Annotated in this window: 24 protein-coding genes; 4 read left to right on the top strand and 20 right to left on the bottom strand. The window is 58.3% G+C overall.

What is annotated here, in order from left to right; genetic code table 11:
* Positions 1-3: 3 nt before the first annotated feature.
* The 10 genes from icmH to B2590_RS09615 all read right to left on the bottom strand — a co-directional run bounded on the left by icmH (position 4) and on the right by B2590_RS09615 (position 10,299).
* Positions 4-831 (bottom strand): type IVB secretion system protein IcmH/DotU, encoded by an 828-nt coding sequence (icmH, locus tag B2590_RS09660; protein ID WP_036211235.1) that lies wholly within the window; start codon positions 829-831, stop codon positions 4-6.
* Positions 832-834: 3 nt separating this feature from the next.
* A complete protein-coding gene (gene tssK / locus B2590_RS09655; RefSeq protein WP_075195790.1) occupies positions 835-2,169 on the bottom strand; it encodes a type VI secretion system baseplate subunit TssK in 1,335 nt (444 codons plus the stop codon).
* The gene (gene tssJ, locus B2590_RS09650) at positions 2,169-2,702 is read right to left on the bottom strand and encodes a type VI secretion system lipoprotein TssJ (protein ID WP_036211239.1); all 534 of its coding nucleotides are present in this window, start codon (positions 2,700-2,702) and stop codon (positions 2,169-2,171) included. The genes tssK and tssJ overlap by 1 nt, the downstream gene beginning before the upstream one ends.
* Entirely contained in the window at positions 2,699-4,033 is a 1,335-nt protein-coding gene (gene tagH, locus B2590_RS09645) for a type VI secretion system-associated FHA domain protein TagH (protein WP_041333058.1), read from the bottom strand. Before tagH ends, tssJ begins: the two co-directional genes overlap by 4 nt.
* A 41-nt stretch (positions 4,034-4,074) precedes the next feature.
* Positions 4,075-5,091, bottom strand: coding sequence for a type VI secretion system baseplate subunit TssG (tssG, locus tag B2590_RS09640; protein WP_036211243.1), 1,017 nt, complete (start codon positions 5,089-5,091; stop codon positions 4,075-4,077).
* Positions 5,055-6,827: a type VI secretion system baseplate subunit TssF gene (gene tssF / locus B2590_RS09635; RefSeq protein WP_041333057.1), complete on the bottom strand. Its 1,773-nt coding sequence runs from the start codon at positions 6,825-6,827 to the stop codon at positions 5,055-5,057. Before tssF ends, tssG begins: the two co-directional genes overlap by 37 nt.
* A 265-nt stretch (positions 6,828-7,092) precedes the next feature.
* A complete protein-coding gene (tssE, locus tag B2590_RS09630; protein ID WP_036211248.1) occupies positions 7,093-7,533 on the bottom strand; it encodes a type VI secretion system baseplate subunit TssE in 441 nt (146 codons plus the stop codon).
* Between the two features lie 3 nt (positions 7,534-7,536).
* Positions 7,537-9,018 (bottom strand): type VI secretion system contractile sheath large subunit, encoded by a 1,482-nt coding sequence (gene tssC / locus B2590_RS09625; RefSeq protein ID WP_036211251.1) that lies wholly within the window; start codon positions 9,016-9,018, stop codon positions 7,537-7,539.
* A gap of 76 nt (positions 9,019-9,094) precedes the next feature.
* Positions 9,095-9,595, bottom strand: coding sequence for a type VI secretion system contractile sheath small subunit (gene tssB / locus B2590_RS09620; RefSeq protein WP_036211254.1), 501 nt, complete (start codon positions 9,593-9,595; stop codon positions 9,095-9,097).
* 212 nt (positions 9,596-9,807) lie between these two features.
* Entirely contained in the window at positions 9,808-10,299 is a 492-nt protein-coding gene (locus B2590_RS09615) for a DUF4442 domain-containing protein (protein ID WP_278367770.1), read from the bottom strand.
* A gap of 151 nt (positions 10,300-10,450) precedes the next feature.
* Here B2590_RS09615 and B2590_RS09610 point away from each other — a divergent pair, with 151 nt between their 5' ends.
* Both B2590_RS09610 and B2590_RS09605 read left to right on the top strand, forming a co-directional pair.
* Positions 10,451-10,711, top strand: a complete 261-nt coding sequence (locus B2590_RS09610; protein WP_036211260.1) for an acyl-CoA-binding protein — start codon at positions 10,451-10,453, stop codon at positions 10,709-10,711.
* Positions 10,712-10,856: 145 nt separating this feature from the next.
* Positions 10,857-11,168: a site-specific integrase gene (locus B2590_RS09605; protein WP_036211263.1), complete on the top strand. Its 312-nt coding sequence runs from the start codon at positions 10,857-10,859 to the stop codon at positions 11,166-11,168.
* A gap of 18 nt (positions 11,169-11,186) precedes the next feature.
* Here the strand turns inward: B2590_RS09605 and B2590_RS09600 are convergent, their stop codons facing one another.
* Positions 11,187-11,603 carry a hypothetical protein gene (locus B2590_RS09600; protein WP_036211266.1) on the bottom strand — a complete coding sequence of 139 codons (417 nt, stop codon included), beginning with the start codon at positions 11,601-11,603 and terminating at the stop codon, positions 11,187-11,189.
* Positions 11,604-11,763: 160 nt separating this feature from the next.
* On the bottom strand, positions 11,764-12,255 hold the full coding sequence (greB, locus tag B2590_RS09595; RefSeq protein ID WP_036211269.1) for a transcription elongation factor GreB: 492 nt from the start codon (positions 12,253-12,255) through the stop codon (positions 11,764-11,766).
* A 255-nt stretch (positions 12,256-12,510) separates the two neighbouring features.
* Between greB and B2590_RS09590 the strand changes: the two genes are divergently transcribed.
* Positions 12,511-12,765 (top strand): hypothetical protein, encoded by a 255-nt coding sequence (locus B2590_RS09590; protein WP_075195795.1) that lies wholly within the window; start codon positions 12,511-12,513, stop codon positions 12,763-12,765.
* Here B2590_RS09590 and B2590_RS09585 read toward each other — a convergent pair whose 3' ends face one another.
* The 7 genes from B2590_RS09585 to ftsY form a co-directional block, all read right to left on the bottom strand.
* Positions 12,766-14,241, bottom strand: coding sequence for a sensor histidine kinase (locus tag B2590_RS09585; RefSeq protein WP_036211274.1), 1,476 nt, complete (start codon positions 14,239-14,241; stop codon positions 12,766-12,768).
* Complete coding sequence (locus tag B2590_RS09580) at positions 14,228-14,908, bottom strand: response regulator transcription factor (RefSeq protein ID WP_007155393.1); 681 nt, start codon at positions 14,906-14,908, stop codon at positions 14,228-14,230. The genes B2590_RS09585 and B2590_RS09580 overlap by 14 nt, the downstream gene beginning before the upstream one ends.
* 291 nt (positions 14,909-15,199) lie before the next feature.
* Positions 15,200-16,111: an NAD(P)-dependent oxidoreductase gene (locus B2590_RS09575; RefSeq protein ID WP_278367766.1), complete on the bottom strand. Its 912-nt coding sequence runs from the start codon at positions 16,109-16,111 to the stop codon at positions 15,200-15,202.
* 238 nt (positions 16,112-16,349) lie between these two features.
* Positions 16,350-17,219: an RNA polymerase sigma factor RpoH gene (gene rpoH / locus B2590_RS09570; protein ID WP_278367764.1), complete on the bottom strand. Its 870-nt coding sequence runs from the start codon at positions 17,217-17,219 to the stop codon at positions 16,350-16,352.
* A gap of 195 nt (positions 17,220-17,414) precedes the next feature.
* On the bottom strand, positions 17,415-18,413 hold the full coding sequence (gene ftsX, locus B2590_RS09565) for a permease-like cell division protein FtsX (RefSeq protein ID WP_278367763.1): 999 nt from the start codon (positions 18,411-18,413) through the stop codon (positions 17,415-17,417).
* Positions 18,406-19,089 (bottom strand): cell division ATP-binding protein FtsE, encoded by a 684-nt coding sequence (ftsE, locus tag B2590_RS09560; protein ID WP_007155690.1) that lies wholly within the window; start codon positions 19,087-19,089, stop codon positions 18,406-18,408. Before ftsE ends, ftsX begins: the two co-directional genes overlap by 8 nt.
* A 6-nt stretch (positions 19,090-19,095) precedes the next feature.
* Positions 19,096-20,316, bottom strand: a complete 1,221-nt coding sequence (ftsY, locus tag B2590_RS09555; RefSeq protein ID WP_036211289.1) for a signal recognition particle-docking protein FtsY — start codon at positions 20,314-20,316, stop codon at positions 19,096-19,098.
* A gap of 165 nt (positions 20,317-20,481) precedes the next feature.
* Here ftsY and rsmD point away from each other — a divergent pair, with 165 nt between their 5' ends.
* Positions 20,482-21,087 (top strand): 16S rRNA (guanine(966)-N(2))-methyltransferase RsmD, encoded by a 606-nt coding sequence (gene rsmD / locus B2590_RS09550; protein ID WP_036211292.1) that lies wholly within the window; start codon positions 20,482-20,484, stop codon positions 21,085-21,087.
* 148 nt (positions 21,088-21,235) lie between these two features.
* On the opposite strand, the gene B2590_RS09545 is transcribed toward rsmD, so the two are convergent.
* Entirely contained in the window at positions 21,236-22,414 is a 1,179-nt protein-coding gene (locus B2590_RS09545; protein WP_041333040.1) for a DesA family fatty acid desaturase, read from the bottom strand.
* Positions 22,415-22,494: the final 80 nt, after the last annotated feature.

Below are 22,494 nucleotides of genomic sequence, written 5' to 3'. Positions count from 1 at the left end.
TCCTTATTTCGGGAGTTGTTCCAGTACGCTGAGCACATCCCTGATGCGTTCGTTCAGCGCTATGTTGTAAAGCGTGTATACCCCGGCCATGGCCGCCACAAACAGTCCGCCAATGCCCCAGAGGGGCAGGCCTGTCCGTAGCCGGTTGCGAGCCGGGGTTACGTTGTCCAGTGCGCGGGTCAGGGGCTGCGGTTCCTCGTCGCGACGCAACCCGCGAATCTGTTCATACAGCCCACGAATAATCTGTTCGTATTCGTCCCGGCCGTTGGTCATCACCTTGTAGCGGCCTTCGAATCCCAGGCACAGGCACAGGTAGATGAACTCCAGCATGTCGCGGTAACGTTCCGGTTCCTGCTCCATGCGGGCGGTGATGGCGAACACCTTCTCGCCCCCCCAGGTTTCGTTGTGGAAACGGGACAGCAGCGAATGCTGGGACCACACGCTGTGGGCACCCCAGTCGGTGCCCAGAACGGCTTCGTCGATAAAGGCACAGAGTACGTAGCGATAGGCCACCACGGTCGGCCGCTCGTAGCCCTGCTCCACCAGTTCCCGGTCAATGGCGGCCACTTCGTCCACCACCTGCTGGTACAGGTTTTCCACACCGTGGAAATCCGCCAGCCGGCGCACCCGGATTACCAGCCCCAGCAGGGGTGTGGCAGCATCAATCAGCCGGTTATCCTCCAGGCCCCGCAGCTGGAACTGGTCATTACCGAAGCCTTGATCGCCCACGCGACCATCGCGGTTACTGTCCGCGAACATCAGGTCATCAAACGCACTGCCACCTGCTTCCGTGTTGCCATTGGGTGAATCCATCACCGGTGCATCTGCCATGATTTAGCTCCTGATTGCCCAGAACTGCATTTCCATTCCCGGGAAACTGCCGGCCACGTGGAACGCAAAGCCGCTGGCGTTGTCGAGCATCTGCCAGGCCTGGCTCTGGTCGTCCAACCGGAAGTACACGAACCCGGCGTGATACGGCAACTGACGGGGCGCCACCGGCAGGGCCGACAGCGGAATCCCCGGCAATTGCAGGCTGATGAGATCGCGGATTTTCTCCACCGACGCCACCTTGCACTGCTGGGTGAACTGCTTGCGCAGATCGTCCAGCGGCATGTCCGCCTTCACTGCCAGGATGAACTCGGCCTGGCCGATCAACTGTGCATCCTGAACCGGCGCCACCGTGAGGCCGTACTGGCGCTGCTGCAGCTGGATAGCCAGCGCGCGCGGCTCCAGCACCGTGCTCAGTGATTGCCTCAGTACCTGCATCAGTGGTGTGAAGGAATCCTCCGGCAGGTCGTGATCGTACGCAGTGTATTCCTGGGGCAGGCGGTTTTCATCGGTGAAGGTCACCAGTTCGCCGCACAGCTCCAGCAAAGCCTCGTAGAGCCGCTCCGGATGCAACTGACGCAAACGCGCCAGATGCAGGAAACGGGGATGAGCGCGATTAAGCATCTGCAACAGCATGAAATCCGCCACGTCCGCGACACCACCCTGCCCCGGGGCACCCACGCGCTCGGCAATGTTCTTGGCCCGCTCGCGCATCAGCCCGGCCATTTCCCCGACGAAACGCTGAAGCCGGGGCGCTGCCCGCACACTGAGCATGGTGGGGATGAAGTTCGGGTCCATCACCAGGCTGCCGTCCGGGCGCTTTTCCAGGATCCGGCCAATGGCCAGGGCCGCGTAAGCACTGCGATCGTCCCGTTCCAGCATCAGTTTCGGGGCCACCCGGGCCACGTCGATGGTGTGGGAGTCTCCGTCAATGGAATGCAGGTCCCGGACTTCCTCGCTCTGGGCCCGGAAACGGCCAGCGATGGCGGCTTCCGGCCATTCCACTTCCGCCAGACTCTCGCTGCCCAGCGGCAGGGCCAGATACACCACCTGGTTGGCCACGGAGGCATCAGTGATCTCCAGGGGTTCCGGCATCACGTCGTCCTGGGGCAGGCAGAAACGGGTGCCGTCCGGAAACAGGCCGCTGGCCCGTACCAGGCCTACCCGGCCAAAGCTCAGGTATTCGGCGTTCAGCTCCAGATCGCTGAAACCGTACAGGTAATCAGAAATCGCCAGGGCTCGTTCGTTGATCTGGTGTTCCAGGTAACGTTGTTGCTGCTGGAAGTGCTGGGGCTTGATGAACAGCCCATCACTCCAGACGACTCGATTCGTTGCAGACATCAGGACTCATCCGACCTTCTGAGTTTGACTTCACGCTCGCGCAGATTGACCAGCAGGTGGTAACGACCACCGATGGGATCCACCTTCACCACCTTCTTCCACTGAGACAGGTTGGGATAAGCGTAGAAGGCGATCACACCGATAAAGCGCGTATCCTCGGCGATTTCGAACGGCTCAATGAACTTGAACTGCCCTGGCACCAGGGTGTAATCGCTGTGGTCCACATAGTTGCGACCCAGGGACGGCTCCAGTTCGCCCAGCAACTGGTCGAAATCTGCCGCCATCAGGCGCGAGCTGTCCCGCATCTGGATGATCTGGAAGGCGATGGGTGTCGGCGCCAGGGATTCGTTGGGGTTCACGTCCGGCTCCGCCAACATGGTCAGGTCCACGCGGCTTGGCAGCTCATCCGGGTAACCCACAGGGATGTCCGGATCCCACATCACCTTGGCGGTCTTGGTAACAGCGTTGTAGGGGGTGCTACACCCCACCAAAACGAGAATGGCGACCAGCAAACTCCATTTGCAGTACTTCACGACAGGTTCTCCCTCTGTAATTGACGCAGTTGTTGATCGTAAGCCTGTTCAAACACCTCCTGAAAAAGGCGCTCAAAACCCTGCTGACGACTGGAACTCAGTTCCCGGTAATAGTGTTGGTACATCTCCCATGCCCAGTTGCTTTCATCTTCGTCGGTTTTCAGGCCCCGGCGGTAACCATGGAACCGGCGCAGCAATGCCTCGGGTGAGAAAGCGTGGAGAATGGCATCCAGCCCCTCGCGAATGGCGGTCTGGGTAGCGAGCTGATGATGGTGAAGGCTTTGCAGGCTCTCACTGACCGCCGCCGGTGCGGACAGATGAACCGGGCTGCGCTGGCTGGCGAACAGGGTCTGCACGGTCTCGTTGTAGTCTTCGCCCAGGCGCAACGGATTGTCCTCAATGGGCTGCAAGCGGGTGCGCAGAGCCTGATGGCGGCTGTCCTCACCCTGATGCAGGGCCAGCAGGCCTTCCACGGTGGCTTTCAGGGTCTGGCCAGCCTCTTCCAGGAACAGGCGCATTTCGTCGCTGTCGGCGAAGCCCAGATCGGTATCCATGCCGCGCAACAGCGGCGCACCGCTGATGTGTTGGCGGCTCTGATCACTGGTCTCCCGGCGGCGGGCCGGCTTGGTGGTCTCTGACATCCTGTCACCCTCTCCTTTTCGCATGGGCAAGCCCATGGCTACGTCACGGTTCTCGCGATACTCGTCGGTTACAGCGCCCTCGCTGGCGTACCACTCTGGCTTGTCCGCCAGCAGGGACTCCCGGTCACGGCTTTCGGCCACATCAGCGTGCTGGCTTTCGCCACGGGGGTCTGACCAGGCCTGCAGGGGATCGTCGCTGAAGGTTTCACCCGGCGCCGGCTGCAAACCGTGCAGCGGTTCATCGCCAACGGTTTCCAGTTCACGCTCCTCGGCGCGCATCAGCTCGCCCTCGTCGACGTTGACCAGAGTGGCGTCCTCCGCTTCCTCCGGCAGGTTGCCATCCTGGCGCTGGCCGCTAAGCACCTCTGCCTTGAGCTGATAGCGACCAATGGTGATGGTGTCACCACTCTTCAGGCGTGCCCGGCGGCCCCGGCCGACTGGCTGGGTGCCGCTGTTGATATAGGTGCGGCCGCTGCGGTCAATGAGGCAGAACACGCCGTCCATAAACCGAACTTCTGCATGGCCGCCGACAGCACCGGTGCGGTGTGAGGACAGCTGCCAGGTATCACTGCCGGCACTGCCGATTGAGCCGCCGCTGATCCCGAACACGTGTTCCCGGGCCAGGCCGCTGGCAACCTGGGTGGGGTTACTGACCACCAGTTTCAGGTTATGGGTTGGTTGATGTTCCATATCCGGTTTCCTTTATTAACCTGCTAAGCAATCCATAGAATTCAGCGGCGAATCTGCAACCGCACCGCTGGCAGCTTCCGGGCTTTTTCCGGGGTGACAAACGAGTTCCAGCCCAGCCGCACATCCGCGCCCAACTGCATTGGCTTTACATCCCTCGGGCGCATCTGCAGTTCCAGGTCGTAAGCCAGCTGTTCCCGGGTGACAAACTCCACCAGCTTCACCAGCCGGTCGTGGTCGTCGCCGTTGGGCAGAAAATCCGCAAATCGCTGTCGGTCGAGGTTGCGGATGCGCAGGATGAATTTGCCGCTGCGATCGCGAATGCCCGAGCCTACCAGCGTGTCCTCACCGAGGGCGGCGTTGGCCTGCCCCAGCCGAGTTTGCTGATCCTTCGGGATCTCCACCCGACGCAATACCCACTGCTCAATGCCGACATCGTCCAGATCAAAGCAATGACCGATGATGCCGCTGACCACTTCCGGAGAACGGCTACGGCCCGCCATCATCCCGGCATAGGCCAGCATCTTCGACCAGTTAACCGGTGTTGCCGCCCTGACCTGCGGGTCACCGAGACCTACCAGGGAGAAAATATGCTCGGAGAAGCCGTCAGAGGCCTCCGGCTGAAACCGCACGTAATAGCGATACTTGCGCCACGCCCGATGAAACAGCGTCACCAGCCGGTGATTGAAGAAATCCAGGAAGTGGCGACGAATGCCCAGGTTCTGCCCCGCCTCCCAGGCCAGATCCTCCAGGTAATAGCCTGGCAGGGGCGACTGGGAACCGTGCAAGCCCAGGAAACTGACTTCCAGTTGATAGGGCGCGTGCTCGTGCTCCGGCGACGCCGCCGATACCACATCACTGCCGGGAAAACCCAGCCCGGCCGAGGCGGAGAAGCGGATGCGCTCCCGCTGTGGCTGCTCGTCCTGGGATCGTTCCAGATCATCACCGTGGTGACGATGGATCAAATCCACCAGTTGGAAAAAACTGTAGCGCCGCGCATTGCCCAGAACGGGTTGCAGCTCGGCTACATCAGAGGCTGCTGCCCTTGTTGTAACGTCCATGTGTACCGTTCCTGATTGTCTGTATTCACCACTTCCAATTGGTGAAAGGCGTTAATACTGGCGTAAAGTGCGAAAAACTGGCTGAGTACCGTACCAAACAGGTACAAATCGCCTTCCGAGGCAAACGACTGCTGATCCAGCCGCATCACCGAGCGGATACCCCGCACCGGAAGGCCCCGCACCATCCGGTCCACCGGGGTGGTTTCAATATCCAGGATGCCGGCCAGGCGCTTCTGGGATACCCGCTCCGCCTGGCGATCCACCAGGGCGCGAAAATCATAGACCCGCAGTACCGTGCGCAAAGCGTCCACATCCAGCAGCGACAGGTAGTTCAGCGACAGGTTGGAGATCAGTGTCCACAACAGGCTGCCATCCAGTGTCGGCCGCAGGGTGTGCGTGGGCCGGGTAATGTTGCTGAATGAGGCGAACGCCGGCGTGGTTTCTGTCGCCATGCAGATCTCCCCCACCGCCAGCTGATGCGGTAACTGACGGTTGGTGCAGGTCAGAGTCAGCGATACCGCTTCCTGCCGGTTCAGGCACTCGGACTCGTCGCCGCGCACGAAGGATATGTAGTGGTCAAAGCCATCCCCACGAACGCTCTCCCGGGCTTTAACCCGGTAGTACAGGGCGGTACGACCACGATCCCGTTCCACCTCATGTTGAAAACTCTCAAACGCGGTGTACAACCGCGGCTCCCCACGCCCGGACCGGCCTTCCAGCCAGCCCTCCACCTGCTCAATGCTGAATACTTCGTAGTGCTCCGGCGACCGGCTGGACGGCGCAATCCGGTACTCCGTCTGCCGGCCGTTCAGGTCCACCGGGTCGGCTTCGTGGGTGAACAGATTGATGGCCGGCGTGCAGTAAAGCTGGAAATTCTCCGCACGAATCTTGGCATCCGGCGGCAGGATACGGCTGAAGTGGAACCGCAGGCTGACCTCATCCGCCTGCACCGCTGGCAGCCGTGCTTTCAGGCCCTGAATATCCACAAACCGGAAAGCTTCCGGAAAACTCAGGAACTCCTGCAGAATCCGATAGCCCGGATAGGCGTTCTTGGGATACGGCAACAGCGCCTCGTCGTTAGCGAACCCGACGGGCTTCAACTGGCTGGCCGGAATGGAAAACACCGAATCGCCCACCACCAGCTCCATACGCTGCAGGTAGTGGTTCAGCCACAGGTACAGCGTCTCGGAAATATGGCTCTCGCCGCCCAGGTAAAAACGCAGGTTGTCCAGCCCCAGGGACGACAGCGGCTGGTCGGTGTGCAACGCCAGGTCCACGGTCACGGAAGACACTTCCCGTGAGTGCTCTGCGTGAGCATCCGCAACGCTGACTGGAAACACGTCCACCGCCCGACAGGTACGGAACCGGCACTGGGTCTGGCGCGTGGCGTCTCCCAGCGGGCGGCTCTTGATCTCGGTATGCCGATCCACCCGTTGACGCTCACTAATGGCATGCAACTGCGGATCAAACCGCATGATGGTGCAACTGGGCACTGGCCGCAGATAGTTCGGCCACAGCATGTTCAGCAGCGAATGCGTCAGCTCAGGAAACTCGTCCTCAACCTTCTCCCGGAGCTTCCCGGTCAAAAAGGCGAAGCCTTCCAGCAGTCGTTCGACATCCGGGTCAGTACTCTGCTCAGAAAGAAACCGGGTCAGCTGAGGATGCGCATCCGCAAACTCTCTGCCCTGTAGCCTGAGAAAACTCAGTTCGTCCCTGTAAAATCGATTCAACTTCATAACGACTACTACACCAAAGTTCGGCCGAGGGGATGGGGATACCTTTCCTGCCGGGAAAAAGGTGTCCGAGCAAAGCGAGTTCTTTTTCCCAGAAGGAAAGGTATCGCCATCGCCTCTGACTCCGAGCAGGGGTGCAGTCAGGCTTCCAAAAGACGCTGCAAGCCCATCCATGGGCGCTTGGGCTCCGCCATCCATGGCTCCGCACACTTTTGGAAGCCTGACTGCACCCCCACTCTCATCCGTGTCTTCAAGCTATTTCGTGGCGTTAAATCACCCGGTAATAGCGCTTGTCATCCAATAACAAATCAATGGTCGTTTTATCGTCTTCCGAACCCACCTTCAGGTAGACCGTCACCTGAAACCGCAACTGCAATGGATCGGGCCCCTGGGGCATCGCCATCACATCCACCCGGCTCACCCTGGGTTCAAACTTCTCAATACACTGCCGTATAGCGCTTCGAATACGAATGCTCAGGTCATGGGTACCGAGCGTGGCGTCATTGAAATCCACCAACCCCAGATCCGGCACGCTCTCACTGTTGCCCGGATGGGCATTTAGCAGGCGAACCAGGTGGCGCTTGATGGAATCCACCACATGGGTTACTTCCCCCATGCTTTGCCCCGCAGGTTCGGCAGCCTGTTCCAAACGCTCGAACAGACTGCCGCCCGAAGCCTGAACACCGTCAGCACCGGTGTTCCTGAACACGGATTAGTCCTTGTCCAGACGGCCGACGAGTGACAGTTCGAAGTTCGCACCCATGTACTTGAAGTGCGGACGAACTGCCAGGGATACCGAGTACCAGCCCGGATCGCCTTCCACATCGGAAACAGTCACCTTGGCGGCGCGCAGTGGTCGACGGCTGCGAACATCCGCCGGCGGGTTTTCCTGGTCGGCCACGTACTGGCGAATCCAGGTGTTCAGCTCACGCTCAAGATCCTGGCGTTCTTTCCAGGAACCGATCTGCTCACGCTGCAGCACCTTGATGTAGTGCGCCAGGCGGTTCACGATCATCATGTAAGGCAGTTGCGTACCCAGCTTGTAGTTGGTTTCCGCTTCTTTGCCTTCCTTGGTGTTCGGGAACTGCTTGGGTTTCTGTACCGAGTTGGCGGAGAAGAACGCTGCGTTGTCACTGCCCTTACGCATGGTCAGGGCGATGAAGCCTTCGTCAGCCATTTCGTATTCGCGACGGTCGGTGATCAGCACCTCGGTCGGAATCTTGGCTTCCAGCTGGCCGAAGGATTCGAACGTGTGAACCGGAAGATCTTCCACCGAACCACCGCTTTGCGGGCCGATGATGTTCGGGCACCAGCGGTACTTGGCGAAGCTTTCGGTCAGGCGTGTCGCCAACAGGTAGGCGGTGTTGCCCCACAGGTAATGCTCGTGGTCGCCGGACACGTCTTCCTTGTAGTTGAAGCTGCGTACCGGGTTTTCCGTGGGATCATAAGGCACACGCAGCAGGAAGCGCGGTGATGTCAGACCCAGGTAGCGAGCGTCTTCCGACTCACGCAGGGAGCGCCACTTGGCGTACTTCGGGCCTTCGAAGACGGCTTTCAGTTCCTTGATGGCCGGCAGTTCCTGATAGCTGTCGACACCGAAGAATGTTGGCGCAACGGAGGAGAGGAACGGCGCGTGGGCCATGGCGCCTACGGAAGACACATACTGCAGCAGCTTCATGTCCGGCGTGGAGGGTGTGAAGGCATAGTTGCCGACAACTGCGCCCACGGGCTCGCCGCCAAACTGGCCGTATTCGGTGGAGTAAATGTGCTTGTAGAAACCGGTCTGGGTGACATCGGGTGCGAACTCGAAGTCTTCCAGCAGTTCGGTTTTGGTGGCGTGAAGAATGTCCACCTTGATGTTCTCGCGGAAATCCGTGCGATCCACCATCAGCTTCAGGCCGCGCCAGGAAGACTCCAGTTCCTGCAGCTTGGGCGCATGCAGGATTTCGTCCATCTGGGCGCTGATCTTGCGATCCAGCTCGACCACCATCTGGTCGACCAGTGCCTTGTTGACCGGCTGGCCTTTCTCGTCGCTTTTCAGCAGGTTGGAGATAAACGTTGCCACGCCGCGGCGCGCCACATCGTATCCTTCATCGGCGGGAGCCATGCGACTGTTGGCCATTACCTGGTCCAGCAGTGAGCCTTCCGCAGCAGCTTCGGAGGCAGCAGATTGCTGCTCAGCAGTATCAGACATACCACATCCCTTCAGTACGTTTTAATAGAAAAGTGAAACCTGCCAGCAATGGCAGAATTCGAATCAAGAGTCCGGATTATTCGCCGCTTTCGTCCGTGGCCAGCTCAAGCTCCTGGAGGAGTTTGTCGCGGGCGTCATCGTTGTCCAGCAGTTCCTGCAGCTTGGATCGGAACGATGGCACGTTACCCAGCGGGCCCTTGAGGGCAACCAGGGCTTCACGAAGCTCAATCAGCTTCTTCAGCTCAGGTACCTGACGGGAAATGCTATCCGGGGAAAAGTCGTCCAGCGTCTGGAACTCGAGGTTAACCGGCAATTCTTCGGCTTCTTCGTCCAGCTTGTTGGTGACCGTGGTGGAGAGGGTGAGACCGGCTTCCGACATCACAGAACGGAAGTTGTTCTTGTCGACGGAAATCGCCTTACGGTCTTCGATCGGAGTTTCTTCGGCTTGCCCCTTGAAGTCACCAACGACAAACATCTTCAGCGGCAGTTCTGTTTCAGCCTGCTGATCACCGGTGGCGGGGACATACTTGATATTGATGCGCTCTTTCGGCGCGACGGAACCGTCTTTTGAAGACATGCGCTTGCTCCCTGTGGTCCATGTGCAAACTCAGTTGCGGTGTTACAGTCCATTGTGCGCACCATCCTGGCACGCTACAGGCAGAACTCTACACAGGATAAATCGGGTACTCAAGCAAAAATTGGCCAGCTTCTGGCAATATTTCGACCCCGGGCAAAGAATTGCCAACCATTCGACATCCCGGGGCCTTTCACAACAATGACCTATCGCAACTAGCGACGCTTTGGCGTCCAGGCCCAGATCATTTCAATCTCGATCGGCTGCTGGCCTTCGCTGTCGTGGATGGTCACCGGCACCGAGGTTTCGCCCTTCTCTTCGGTCAGCATACGCTCACGCTGCTCAGCGGTAAGGTACGCCTCCACCTTCATATCGCCTTTGGCACGGCGGGTGTATTCGGCATGCGCGATTTTGATCACGGGCACCTTGTCATCCGGCACGTTCAGACCGACGAGAAAGCCCGTAGCGGATTCCGCCAACAACAGGGAAGCCACGGCATGTACGCCCTTGATGTGATTCTGGACCCTGCGCTTGTTCTTCAGGGAGATCACGCAACGTTCCTGATCGAGGGCTTCAATGCGAATGCCGGTGGTACCAGTGAACGGAACCGCCTTGCCGAAAAACAGCGACAAAGCCTTGGGCCGGGCAAATTCCGGCAACTGATTGATCTTGGCAACAATGCTTGCCAGTTTGTTGGCGGCGGCCATGGGGCATCTCCGTTTATCTTAAAAGAAGGATGCGGACAATACCCCATTCGTCGAAGGATTGGAACGATCGGCCAATGACGGTCACACTGTCTCTGGCTATACTCTTCCGCATCGTGAATATCGGATTCAACACCAGAAAAGGAACCGCCATATGAGTGACCTGAAAACCCGCTTTGACGAAGCCGTCAACTACATCCAGAACGCCGAGGGCGACTTCAAACCCTCCAACGAACTCAAGCTGGAGTTCTATGCCCTCTACAAGCAGGCCACCGAAGGTGATGTCAGTGGCAAACGCCCGGGCATGATGGATTTTGTCGGCCGCGCCAAGTACGACGCCTGGGAAAAGGTCAAGGGCACCTCCTCCGAGGAAGCCATGCAGAAGTACATCGATAAGCTGGAATCCCTGAAGTAACCCGTAGTCCAGCTTGATCGGGAGCAGCCGCCGCACCGACGGTTCTGCTCCCACTCAATTTCCCTCGCAAAAGTTTTGCGGCGGTCAAACGATTGTCATAAGATGCGCGCATCATAAGAACAACAATTCACACGGAAGACGCATCATGGATATCACCGAGGCGCTGGAACAGTCGCAGCCCGGGCTTGTCAGTCGAGTGACTGGCGCCATCCGCAAACATCAGCTTAACCACCGCGCAGAGCAAACCTATCTCCACTGGATTTCCCGGTTCGTGCTTTTCCACGACCTGAAAAATCCGGAAACGCTGCAACCCGGCGACCGGCAATTATTCCTGGCTTACCTGAGCGAACGCCTGGAAGTGTCACGGGCACGCCTCAATCAGGCCAAACAGGCGCTGGCGTTCTTCTACGAAGATGTGTTGGGCAGAACTGAACCCGAAGGCATTGTTGCCGCCTGAACCCTCGCGGCAGACGAATTATCGTTCCGTCGTTGTGGTATTGAACGCGCCGTAGTTCCGATTGGTCGGTGGGCGGATAATGTAGTTGTCGCCGTGGGTTTGCCCGGGAATGGACTTGGGGTTGCTGAAGCGGAATTCCACCGGAATTTCGCTTCGCCCGAGATCCGTGCGTGGATCACGGGGCTGAAGGGCAAGGGGATCCAGGTAGAAATCCTCGTCCGTTCGCGGCTGCACGGGCACGCCAGCCGCCGGCGCTTCCAGGCCACCTTCGATCACGGTATTGGCCAGAGACTCTTCTTCCATGGAGTTGAACGGAATGGTTTCCAGCGTTGAACGCTCTTCATAATTGAAGGCGCCTCCCTCGACGGTTTCTTCGCCGGTTTGTGCCCACACCAGAGGTGACAACGCCACCACCAGCACGATCGCGCCGATCATAGTCCTTTTTGTATCGAATCCGCCCATAACGACTGCCTTTTCTATGTCATGTCGAGCCTGACCATTATTTGAACAAATACATCTCAGACTGACAATTTTTGATCAGTCTATCGCCAAAAACGACAAAAAACCCGGTCAGTCGCCAGTTTTGTGACACTCCTCACTTGTCGGGCGTTAGCGGTTCATAATGAATGTTGGTGATCACAACGTGATTCCAGCCATCCGGTGTTCGCACCCCCACCTCGTCGTCAATGCGTTTGCCCAAAAGCGCACGCGCCATGGGAGAGTCGATGCTCAGGTAACCGCGAGACAGATCGAACTCATCCGGCCCAACCAGCCGGTAGGTGCTTTCGTCGCCGCCTTCGTTTTCGATGGTCACCCAGGCACCAAAAAACACTTTGCCCCGGTCATCAGGCAGACGATCCACCACCGTCAGCTCATCAAGCCGCTTGGTCAGGAAGCGCACGCGTCGATCAATTTCCCGTAACTGCTTCTTGCCATAGATGTACTCGGCGTTCTCTGAGCGATCGCCCTGAGCGGCTGCTTCCCGCACCGCCTGCGTCACTTCCGGACGCTTCTCCTTCCAGAGAAAACGCAATTCCTCACGAAGAGCCTGCTCGCCCTCCGCGGTTATGTAGCGGGTTCTGGCCATAGAAAAACCACCGTATAGACATAAAAAAACCCCGTAAAAACGGGGTAAGGCTAGCGCTGTGCTGGAGGGAGAAGCAAGCGGAGTTTCCGCCGGCTTCCTTAGCTACACCTTCCATTTTCCACAGAACAGGTTACACAGTGGTGGCGGCCGAATTACGTTTTGGTCAGGGCCAGATTAGGTTGCGCACTCTAGACGCAGGCGTTAGCGTTCAATCAACTGAATTTCCGATTTAACGTCCAAGCACGGGATACCAGAATGAACACCAAAAAGCTTCTCAACACGGCCCTCAATGGTCTCGACAGTATCGGCTATCGGCTTGACCAATACGGCATCACCGGCAAGCTGAACCGTCATAACCTGGCGGCGTTTATCATGCTGGAACAGAAACATCTGGAAGGTGAGTGGGACAGCATCCAGGCCAAATTCGATCGTCGCCGCTCACAGGTAGACACGCTGCTGAAGCCAGTGATCAGCCGCGTAAATCAGTTCCGCGGCGCATCCAGCAACTGATCAAACGCCCCTGAGCTCCCCCGGGGAGCTCTGTTCTCCGGCTTCCGAAGCGGAAATGGTCTGGGTGTCTTTCAGACGTTTCCGGTTCGGCGAGTAGGCGGGCAACCGAATGGTGACCATCAGCCCCGGATAATCTTCCCCTGGGTGATGATCGCTCAATGAGATAACACCCTGGTGGATCTCCGCGACCGCGCTGACAAGGCTGAGCCCAAGGCCGTTGCCGGGCAATGACCGGCTTTTTCCAACCCGGTAGAAGCGCTGGAACACCTGGTCTTTTTCGTCATCGGGGATACCAATGCCACTGTCCCCAACCTCGAAAATCGCGTCGTTGCCGTCCTTGCGTACGTTTACCCGGATCTCGCCTTGTTCCGGGGTGTACTTGATAGCGTTATCAATCAGGTTACTGACCATCTGGAACAGCAGGTCCCGATCGCCCTCGATCACCACATGATCTTCCAGGGACTGCTCGAACTGCTGCTCTTTGTCTTCCGCCAACGCTTCATACAGCTCACACGCATCGCTAACCAGCTCTCCCAGGGGTACCTGCTGCATGTCCGCTGTATTGCCACGGGTTTCCAAACGCGCGATCCGAAGCAGGGCATTGAAGGTGGCCAACAACTGGTCCGCCTCTGCCACGGCCTTGCCGGCCTGCTCCCGGGCCTCGTCGTTGTCTACCGACATAAGGGTGTTTTCAAGCTGATTGCGCAGCCGGGTCAGCGGGGTTCTTAGATCGTGGGCGATGCTGTCGGACACATGCCGGATACCTTCCATCAGGTACACAATGCGATCCAGCATCTGGTTCAGGTTTTCTGCCAGCTGGTCGAAGTCGTCGTCGGTACCTCGGGTTGGTATACGCAGGGACAGATGCCCATTCATGATGCGCCGGGAAGTGTTGTTGATGACTTCAATGCGCCGCGTGGTGCTCCGGCTCATCAGGAACCCGCCCAGCAGCGCCAGCGCCAGGGTAATACCCATCCCCCAGTTAATGGCGGTTTCGATCACCCGTTTCAGGTTAGTGAGCTCGTCCACATCACGGCCCACCAACAGGCGCAGGCCACCCTGCACTTCGAAAATGCGAGCCCGTGCGAGTCGCTCCGGACCATTCCAGCCCACTGACGGATTCAGAGTGAAATTGATCCAGCCGCTGTCAGAGCGAGAACCCTTGGGCCAGTTTTCGATGTTACCGGCGAGCTTGACGAAGTCGTCCGTCGTCAACAGATAGATGGATTTGGCGTTGGGGTCGCGGGCAACACGCTCGCGGATGATGGAAATAAGGCCATTGATACCGCTGCCACGGTATTGCTCCGCGAGGCCGGCAATCTCGGCCTCGATGGTCTCATCGGTCTGGGCAGTCATGAACCCTGCCGTGCGCCAGTAGATAAACGCCAGCAGCAAAAAAACCGAGGTGGCGAACACCACCATGTACAGCAGGGCTAACTGGAACGATGAGGTTCTGAGCTGGCTAAGCAGTTTCACGCAACATGTACCCTGCACCCCGTATGGTCTGCAGCAAGGGGGTCTCGAATTCCTTGTCGATCTTCGCCCTCAGACGGCTGATGTGTACGTCGATGACGTTGGTCTGGGGGTCGAAATGATAGTCCCATACTTTTTCGAGCAACATGGTACGAGTGACCACCTGCCCGGCATTTCGCATGAGATATTCCAGCAGACGGAACTCCCGGGGCTGAACATCAATGTTGTGCCCGGCCCGCTTAACGGTTCTGGCAAGCAGGTCCATTTCCAGATCTGCCACCCGCAGCACGGTCTCGGTTTCCGCAGACTGGCGATTACGGCGCACCAGGGATTCGATACGGGCCAGCAGCTCGGTGAAAGAGAACGGTTTGGTCAGATAGTCATCGCCACCACCACGCAGGCCTTCCACCCGGTCATCCACATCGCCCAGGGCGCTGAGGATCAACACTGGAACCTGGTTGCCAGTGGCACGCACCGTTTTGATGATCGACAGGCCGTCCATACCTGGCAACATGCGGTCCACAATCATGATGTCGTAGTCTTCGCTGGCGGCCATCATCATGCCTTCCTTGCCATCCGCCGCGTGGTCCACGACAAAATCAGACTCTTTCAGCCCTTTAACAAGGTAGTTTGCCACGTCCTGATCGTCTTCAATTACCAGTGCTTTCACCGGTTTTCCTCCCGATAGCGGATTACATTAACAGCTAGGGTACGAAGAACATCCGTTGCCGACCAGTTACGATCTTGTAAGAGGGTGTCGCCAATGGCGACGGTCACGACATACCCCGAACCAGCCTAGTCTCGACACCGTATAGCCCGCAAGGCAATATTCCAAGTTCATCCAACCACCATAGCCCAGGCGGTCCAACGCTGCGAAAACATTCCGAAAGTTAATCTCACCCGCGCCGTGCTCCTGCATTTCACCTCGGCAAACAGCATGGAGACATTCATAGCGAGCCTGCTACTTGCGCTTGATGGCCGACGAAGAACCCAACAATGCCCCGTTGAGATGCTCCAGTTCCAGCAACAAACCACTGTGATCCACATCGCTGTGCCCATTGGCGATCAGGCTTTGATACTCATTATGCACCTGCTGCGACAGCGGCAGGGTCAGACCCTCGGAACGGGCCTCATCCAGAATCATCCGCAGGTCCTTCAACTGAATCCGCGCCGGCGCACCGGGTGAAAAGTCCCGGTCAATCATCCGCTGCCCGTGCAACTCCAGAATCCGACTGCCCGCAAAACCGCCCATCAGCGCCTCCCGAACAGCGGCAGGATCAGCCCCACCCTTCGCTGCCAGCAACAACGCCTCTGACACTGCGCCAATGGTAATCCCCACGATCGCCTGATTCGCCAGCTTCGCCAGTTGCCCCGCCCCTACCGGACCAATGGGCGTACATTTCCCCAGAGCCTCAAAAACCGGCCGCACCCGCTCAACGTCCGCGTCGGCGCCACCTGCCATAATACTCAGCGTTGCCTGCTCAGCGCCGACAGTACCGCCGGACACAGGTGCATCCACATACCCGACCCCCTGCTCCTGCGCCAAGGCCGCATGGCGTCGCGCCAGCGACGGCTGAACCGAACTCATATCAATATAGACCGCCCCGGCCTTGAGCGCCGCGATACCCCCTTGCGCCACCATCACGTCTTCCACTACATCGCCGTTCTCCAGCATGGTGATGACGATGTCGGCATCTCGAACCGCGTCTTCCGGTGTACCGGCAATGATAGCTTCATCGGCAAAAGGCTCGCACTTACTCCCCGTCCGATTCCACAACGTCATTGGATAACCCGCATCCAACAAATTCCGAACCATGGGCGCACCCATGAGGCCAACACCAAGGAAGGCTATATGAAACCGATTTTCAGTCATTTGTTCTTATCCTTACTCCGAAGCTGGAGAAGCGAGTGGGCAGGCTCTTCCAAAACCGTGCGGAGCCATGGATGGCGGAGCCGAGCGTACACGGACGTATTCACAGCGTGTTTTGGAAGAGCCTGCCCACTCGCGACCACCCCAAGGTTTGTGTTTGTTTTAAGGATTATACAAACAAAAACGCCACCAACCCCGCAAAGGGTGGTGGCGTTCTGACAAACCCCGGATTAACCAGGAGTTAAGCAGCCTCTTCTTCCGTCGTCATATGCAGACGAATCTTCTTCATGGCGTTTTTCTCCAACTGACGAATACGCTCAGCGGAAACACCATATCGGTCAGCCAGCTCATGCAGTGTCGACTTGCTATCCGACAACCAGCGCTCACGAAGGATATCCTGGCTACGCTCATCCAACTGCCCCAGCGCCGCCATCAGACGACCATTGGAATCGTCCGTCCAGTCTGATTGCTCCAACTGCGTGGCCGGATTGCTGCGCTTGTCTTCCAGATAATACGCCGGCGCCTGATAAGCATTGTCGTCGTCATCATCCTGGGGGCCATCGAACGCCGTATCGTGGGAAGCCAGACGGCCTTCCATCTCCCGCACAACCTTGGGCTCAACCCCAAGATCACTGGCCACGGCATTAACCTCATCATGGCTCAACCACGCCAGACGCTTCTTCTGGCTGCGCAGGTTAAAGAACAACTTACGCTGCGCCTTGGTGGTCGCCACTTTCACGATGCGCCAGTTGCGCAGGATAAACTCGTGAATCTCGGCCTTGATCCAGTGCACTGCAAAGGACACCAGACGAACACCGTATTCCGGATTGAAACGCTTGACCGCCTTCATCAGGCCTACGTTACCTTCCTGGATCAAATCTGCCTGGGACAGCCCATAACCCGCATAGCTGCGGGCAATGTGGATCACGAAGCGCAGATGCGAAAGAACCAACTCACGCGCGGCTTCCACATCACCATCGTAATGCAGTCGCTCGGCGAGCTTGCGCTCTTCCTCGACAGACAGTACCGGAATGCGGCTGGCCGCCTTGATATAGGACTCAAGGTTGGCACCCGGAACCAGTCTGTCGATGATCTGTAAACTCGTACCCATGTCTTATCCTCCGAACATGACGACCGATAAATATAGCAACTCTAATTCAGCCCGCCAAGCACTCTGCAAATAACCCAAATTTCCATCTAAACCGTTTCAAATCAACAAACTGGAAATCTGGCTGCCTTCGAATTCTATCTTCAAGCTACGCCGAAACCTGCATTGGCTTCAATACGGTATTTCCGAGATCGGAGATCATCCGCCGGCAATTTCCCCCGGCTCAATGTCATCCAGATGGCGCTTGACGGCAACCCAGGCGCCTAACCAGCCTAACAGCATGGCTGCAATTATCAACGCCAGCGCGCCATCGACGCTCAGCCCGCTCAGGGAAAACTCACTGCGATACAACCCGGCTAGCCGCTCCACTGGGCCACTGAGCCACCAGAGCGACACCTGGAGCAGGATAAAGGCCACAATGCCACCGCCCAGGCCAAACCAGGCCCCCGTATAGAGGAACGGCCGGCGCACGAAAGCGTCGGTGCCACCCACCAACTTTGCCACCAGAATTTCGTCGCGGCGATTTTCAATCGCAAGGCGAACGGTATTCCCAATCACCAGCACCACGGCGGCCGCCAACAACAGCGCCAGCGCCCAGACGGCACGGCCCAACAGGTCGGTCATGGCGTTCAGACGCTGCAACCAGCCGAGATCCACCTGTACCCGGTCAACACCGTCCAGCCCTTCAATAACCTTCAGCAGCATTTCCACGCCGTCGGCGGTGCGGGAACCTTCACTGGGTGTGACCAGCAGAGTATGGGGAAGCGGGTTTCCGTCCAGGTAATCGAGGGCGTCTTCAAGGCCGGAAGAAGCGCGGAACTCTTCCAGCGCAGTCTCACGATCGATCAGCTCGACTTCCGCCACCCGGCTGTCATCAGCCACCTCGGCTTTCAATGACCGGGCATCTTCAATAGAAACGGAGTCACTCAGATAGGCCGTCACCCTTGCCGAGCTTTCCCAGCCGGCACTGACGCCTTCCAGACTGGCCAGCAACAGCATGAGCGCCACTGGCAGCGCCAGTGCCACGCCCATCACCGTCCAGGTCATCATGCTCGCCACTGGCGAGTGCCAAAGACGCTGCGCGCTGTCCCGGGCCACCTTACGATGATGATTCAGGTAACTTTCGGCCTGCTGGCGCCAGGGAGAACGGGCACTTTTGGCGCCCCGGGCAGACTGCCGTCGGGGATCGTTAGCCATGAAGCCCCCCTTTTGCGCCAACGCCTGTCACCAGCCGACCATGATCGAGAGTCAACGTACGGCGACCAAGATCGTTAATCAGTGCAATATCGTGGGTAGCAATCAACACCGTGACCCCGACCTGACTGAATTCCGCAAACAGCCGCATGATATCGGCAGACAATTCCGGGTCCAGGTTACCGGTGGGCTCATCCGCCAACAGTACCGGGGGCTTGTTCACCACGGCACGGGCAATGCCCACCCGCTGCTGCTCACCCCCGGATAGCTGCATCGGGTTCATCTTTTCCTTGCTCAACAACCCCACCTTGTCCAGAGCGGCCCGCACGCGGCGACCGATATCCCGGGCCGGGGTGCCCATCACCTCCAAAGGCATGGCGACGTTGTCGAACACGGTGCGATCAAACAATAACTGGTGATTCTGGAACACCACACCGATGTGTCGGCGGATGTACGGCACCTGACGGCGCGGCAGGGTATTGAGCACCTGCCCGCCCACAATCACCTCGCCGGCGCTGGGGCGCTCCATCACCATAATCAGCTTTAGCAGCGTACTTTTGCCAGCACCGGAATGCCCCGTAAGAAACGCCAACTCACCACGCTCCAGGCCGAAATTGACCTGACGCAACGCGGTATGGTCGCTGTCATAACGTTTGGTGACCTGGCGGAACTCGATCATTGAAGGTTACTTATCCGGGCTTTCATCAAACAGCGCATCCACAAAGGTGCGGGCATCGAAGCTGCGCAGGTCGTCTACCTGCTCCCCCACACCAATGTAACGGATGGGTAGCTGCAACTGCCGGGCGATGGCAAACACAATACCACCCTTGGCCGTGCCGTCCAGCTTGGTCAGGGTAATGCCGCTGACCCCCACCGCCTGCTGGAACACCTGGGCCTGACTCAAAGCATTCTGGCCGGTGCCGGCGTCCAGAACCAGCATGACTTCGTGGGGCGCGGACTCATCCAGCTTCTTCATGACCCGCACAACCTTCTCCAGCTCGCTCATCAGGTTGTCTTTGTTCTGAAGGCGGCCGGCGGTGTCCGCAATCACCACATCCACACCACGGGACTGCGCAGACTGAACAGCATCAAAGATGACGGATGCGCTGTCGGCGCCGGTATGCTGGGCCACGACGGGAACGTCATTACGCTCGCCCCACACCTGCAACTGCTCAACCGCCGCGGCACGGAAGGTATCCCCCGCCGCCAGCATCACCGACTTGCCGTCCCGCTGAAAAAGCTTGGTGAGCTTACCGATCGTAGTGGTTTTACCAACACCGTTCACACCCACCATCAGGATGACGTAGGGCTTTTTGCCCGCATCGATTTCCAGGGGCTTTGTCACATCTGCCAGCAGGCCATGGAGCTCATCCCTCAGGGCCTTGCGCAGGGCTTCGCCGTCCTTGAGCTGGTTGCGCTCCAGTTTGTCGGTGAGCGACTCAATGATTTCCGACGTGGCGGTCACACCCACATCCGCCATCAGCAAGGTGGTCTCGATTTCCTCGAGCAGGTCCTCGTCCACCTTCTTGCCGATGGAAAACAGATCCGCAAAACCACCGGTCAGATTGGCTCGGGTTTTACCCAACCCCTTACGGATACGCTCGAAAACACTGACCTGAGGTGCTCCCGGCTCTGGTTCAGGCTCCGGCGTTGTCGGGGTTTCAGCGGGCGCTTCCTCATCAGCAGGCTTTTCAGGTGCTTCCGCGACCGGCGCGCTATCGGGCTCGGACTTAGGCTCCGCCTTCTCCTCCGACCCGGATTTCGGGGTAGCACCTTCCGGAGCCTCCGGCTTCTTCTGGGGCACCGGCTTTGGCCGGGGTACACGCTGACGGTTTGCCGCCACATCCAGAACAAACACAAGGACAAGAAGGGCCAGAAGGCCGATAGCAATCCACTCTGCCGTCATAGTCATACCATTGGTCGTCGATTCGCGGGATACAAGAAAGGCGGTATTCTAGCAGACTGACCGGCCTAAGTGATGGCCGCAGGTGACTCGCCCCATAAACCTTCGTAACATGGCGCAACCTGCACCGGCAGGCGCACCAAACCATGCTCGAGAGGCCTCATCCCCATGGCGCGCACCCAGAAACCCAGTCCAGCCAGCAACGGCGGCGAACTCCGCATCATCGGCGGCGATTGGCGCAGCCGCAAACTGCGCTTCCCCGAAGCCGGCGGCGTACGCCCTACACCGGCACGCACCCGCGAAACCCTCTTTAACTGGCTGACGCACCACCTGCCCGGTAGCCGCTGCCTCGACCTCTTCGCCGGCTCCGGCGCCCTCGGCCTCGAAGCCCTCTCCCGCGGCGCCGGCACAACCGTCTTCGTCGACCACACCCCGGAACTGGCCCAGGCCCTGCGCAGCAACCTGCGGCTATTGAAGTCGGACAAGGGAGAAGTGGTCTGCCAGAACATCGACACCTACCTGGCCCAGCCACCGGCCAAACCGTTCGACATCCTGTTCATGGACCCGCCATTCCGCCAGGGCTGGCTGGAAAAACTTTTCCCCATGATTGCAGATAATGGGTGGGTAAAACCGGGAGGCTGGATCTACGCAGAACACGAAAGCGAGATGTCGACACCCACAGCACCCGCCAACTGGATACCACACAGACAAAAAACAGCAGGCCAGGTGACCTACTGTTTGTTCAGAGTAGAGGAATCAGAAGCAACCAACTGAGGAAGCCGCGCAGGGGAGATTCCGCCAAGGCCTAATCGGGCTGTGGGTGGTAGCGCTTTTTCCGCCGGGAAAAGGTGTCTGAGCGAAGCGAGTTCTTTTCCATAGGAAAAAGCGCTACCACCCAGAGACCAGCCCCCGAGGCAAAAAACTAGGGCGAAGGCCGAAGAGAATAAGCCCGCAAATGCGCCGCAAAGTCTTCCAGATAACGAATGCCACTGGCCTCCGCCTCCCGGCACCATTCCATCAGCGCATGCAACTTCTCCTGCGGCTTCAAACCACGGCGACGCCAAAGCTCCTGTAACTCGTTACTCTTCTCATAAATCTGCCGCAGCACCGCATTGCTCTCCAGAGCAATTTCCAAGTGCTCCTTCTCCTTCGGCTTGATCAACGTCACCTCACGGGACAGCAAACGCTTCAGGCTGCGATAACGCGGACGGATCTCCTCATCCATCACCGCCTTCTGCTGACGCAATACCGGCTCCATCACCCGCTTACGATACTGACGCATAATATCGAATCGGCTGTTGGTAATGGCCTGAACCGTCTCCACATCCACTTCCTGCTTACCAGGCACATAATGCGCGATCGGCTTGAAGCCCTTGGGATTCGCCAGCCGAAAGAACTGGAACAGGCGGATGTAACCCCAACCAATATCCACCTCGTACCAACGGCGAGACAGCTTGGAGGAATTGGGATAAGTGTGGTGATTATTGTGCAGCTCTTCGCCACCAATCAGGATGCCCCAAGGCGAAATATTGCGAGCATTGTCACTGCACTCGAAATTGCGATAACCCATAAAGTGCCCAATACCGTTGACCACGCCGGCCGCCCAGACCGGAATCCACATCATCTGCACCGCCCAGATCCAGATACCGTGAACACCGAACAGCAGCAGATCAATCACCGCCATCAGTTGAATGCCCAGCAGTTTGTAGCGGCTATACACGTTGTTCTCGACCCAGTCTTCCGGGGTGCGCTGGCCATAACGCTCCAGGGTTTCTGGCGTACCGGCTTCGTCGTACAGTTCGGCACCTTCAAGCAGCACCTTACGAATACCCAGGACCACCGGGCTGTGAGGGTCTTCCTCGGTTTCGCACTTGGCGTGATGTTTACGGTGAATCGCCGTCCACTGCTTGGTGTTCTGGGCCGTGGTCAGCCACAGCCAGAAGCGGAAAAAATGCGCCAGCACCGGATGAAGATCCAGCGAGTTGTGGGCAGAATGACGATGCAGGTAAAGGGTAACGCTGATAATCGTGATGTGGGTAAGCCCCAGCGCAACCAGAATCAGCTGCATCACCGAAAGGTCCAGAAGACCGTTGTACCACATAGAGTTTTCCTCGTTCGAAATCCGGGTCCGGCACTGCCCGACAACCGTATTGAGCCACTTTAGCGTACAGTTGTTAGCCC

It is taken from the genome of Marinobacter sp. UBA3604 (assembly GCF_002375325.1).
GTDB classification, from domain to species: domain Bacteria; phylum Pseudomonadota; class Gammaproteobacteria; order Pseudomonadales; family Oleiphilaceae; genus Marinobacter; species Marinobacter salarius.
This window is presented reverse-complemented; position numbering and strand designations above follow the sequence as displayed.

Bases quoted from the DNA above. Each gene is read 5' to 3' on its own strand.
- ftsX (WP_278367763.1), bottom strand. From the start codon at position 18,413: ATGGCTAACGATCCCCGACGGCAGTCTGCCCGGGGCGCCAAAAGTGCC.
- B2590_RS09610 (WP_036211260.1), top strand. From the start codon at position 10,451: ATGAGTGACCTGAAAACCCGCTTTGACGAAGCCGTCAACTACATCCAG.
- tssF (WP_041333057.1), bottom strand. From the start codon at position 6,827: ATGAAGTTGAATCGATTTTACAGGGACGAACTGAGTTTTCTCAGGCTA.
- tssC (WP_036211251.1), bottom strand. From the start codon at position 9,018: ATGTCTGATACTGCTGAGCAGCAATCTGCTGCCTCCGAAGCTGCTGCG.
- B2590_RS09615 (WP_278367770.1), bottom strand. From the start codon at position 10,299: ATGGCCGCCGCCAACAAACTGGCAAGCATTGTTGCCAAGATCAATCAG.
- B2590_RS09590 (WP_075195795.1), top strand. From the start codon at position 12,511: ATGAACACCAAAAAGCTTCTCAACACGGCCCTCAATGGTCTCGACAGT.
- ftsE (WP_007155690.1), bottom strand. From the start codon at position 19,089: ATGATCGAGTTCCGCCAGGTCACCAAACGTTATGACAGCGACCATACC.
- greB (WP_036211269.1), bottom strand. From the start codon at position 12,255: ATGGCCAGAACCCGCTACATAACCGCGGAGGGCGAGCAGGCTCTTCGT.
- tagH (WP_041333058.1), bottom strand. From the start codon at position 4,033: ATGGAACATCAACCAACCCATAACCTGAAACTGGTGGTCAGTAACCCC.
- B2590_RS09605 (WP_036211263.1), top strand. From the start codon at position 10,857: ATGGATATCACCGAGGCGCTGGAACAGTCGCAGCCCGGGCTTGTCAGT.
- ftsY (WP_036211289.1), bottom strand. From the start codon at position 20,316: ATGACGGCAGAGTGGATTGCTATCGGCCTTCTGGCCCTTCTTGTCCTT.
- B2590_RS09575 (WP_278367766.1), bottom strand. From the start codon at position 16,111: ATGACTGAAAATCGGTTTCATATAGCCTTCCTTGGTGTTGGCCTCATG.
- rsmD (WP_036211292.1), top strand. From the start codon at position 20,482: ATGGCGCGCACCCAGAAACCCAGTCCAGCCAGCAACGGCGGCGAACTC.
- tssG (WP_036211243.1), bottom strand. From the start codon at position 5,091: ATGGACGTTACAACAAGGGCAGCAGCCTCTGATGTAGCCGAGCTGCAA.
- B2590_RS09600 (WP_036211266.1), bottom strand. From the start codon at position 11,603: ATGATCGGCGCGATCGTGCTGGTGGTGGCGTTGTCACCTCTGGTGTGG.
- B2590_RS09545 (WP_041333040.1), bottom strand. From the start codon at position 22,414: ATGTGGTACAACGGTCTTCTGGACCTTTCGGTGATGCAGCTGATTCTG.
- rpoH (WP_278367764.1), bottom strand. From the start codon at position 17,219: ATGGGTACGAGTTTACAGATCATCGACAGACTGGTTCCGGGTGCCAAC.
- tssB (WP_036211254.1), bottom strand. From the start codon at position 9,595: ATGTCTTCAAAAGACGGTTCCGTCGCGCCGAAAGAGCGCATCAATATC.
- icmH (WP_036211235.1), bottom strand. From the start codon at position 831: ATGGCAGATGCACCGGTGATGGATTCACCCAATGGCAACACGGAAGCA.
- tssK (WP_075195790.1), bottom strand. From the start codon at position 2,169: ATGTCTGCAACGAATCGAGTCGTCTGGAGTGATGGGCTGTTCATCAAG.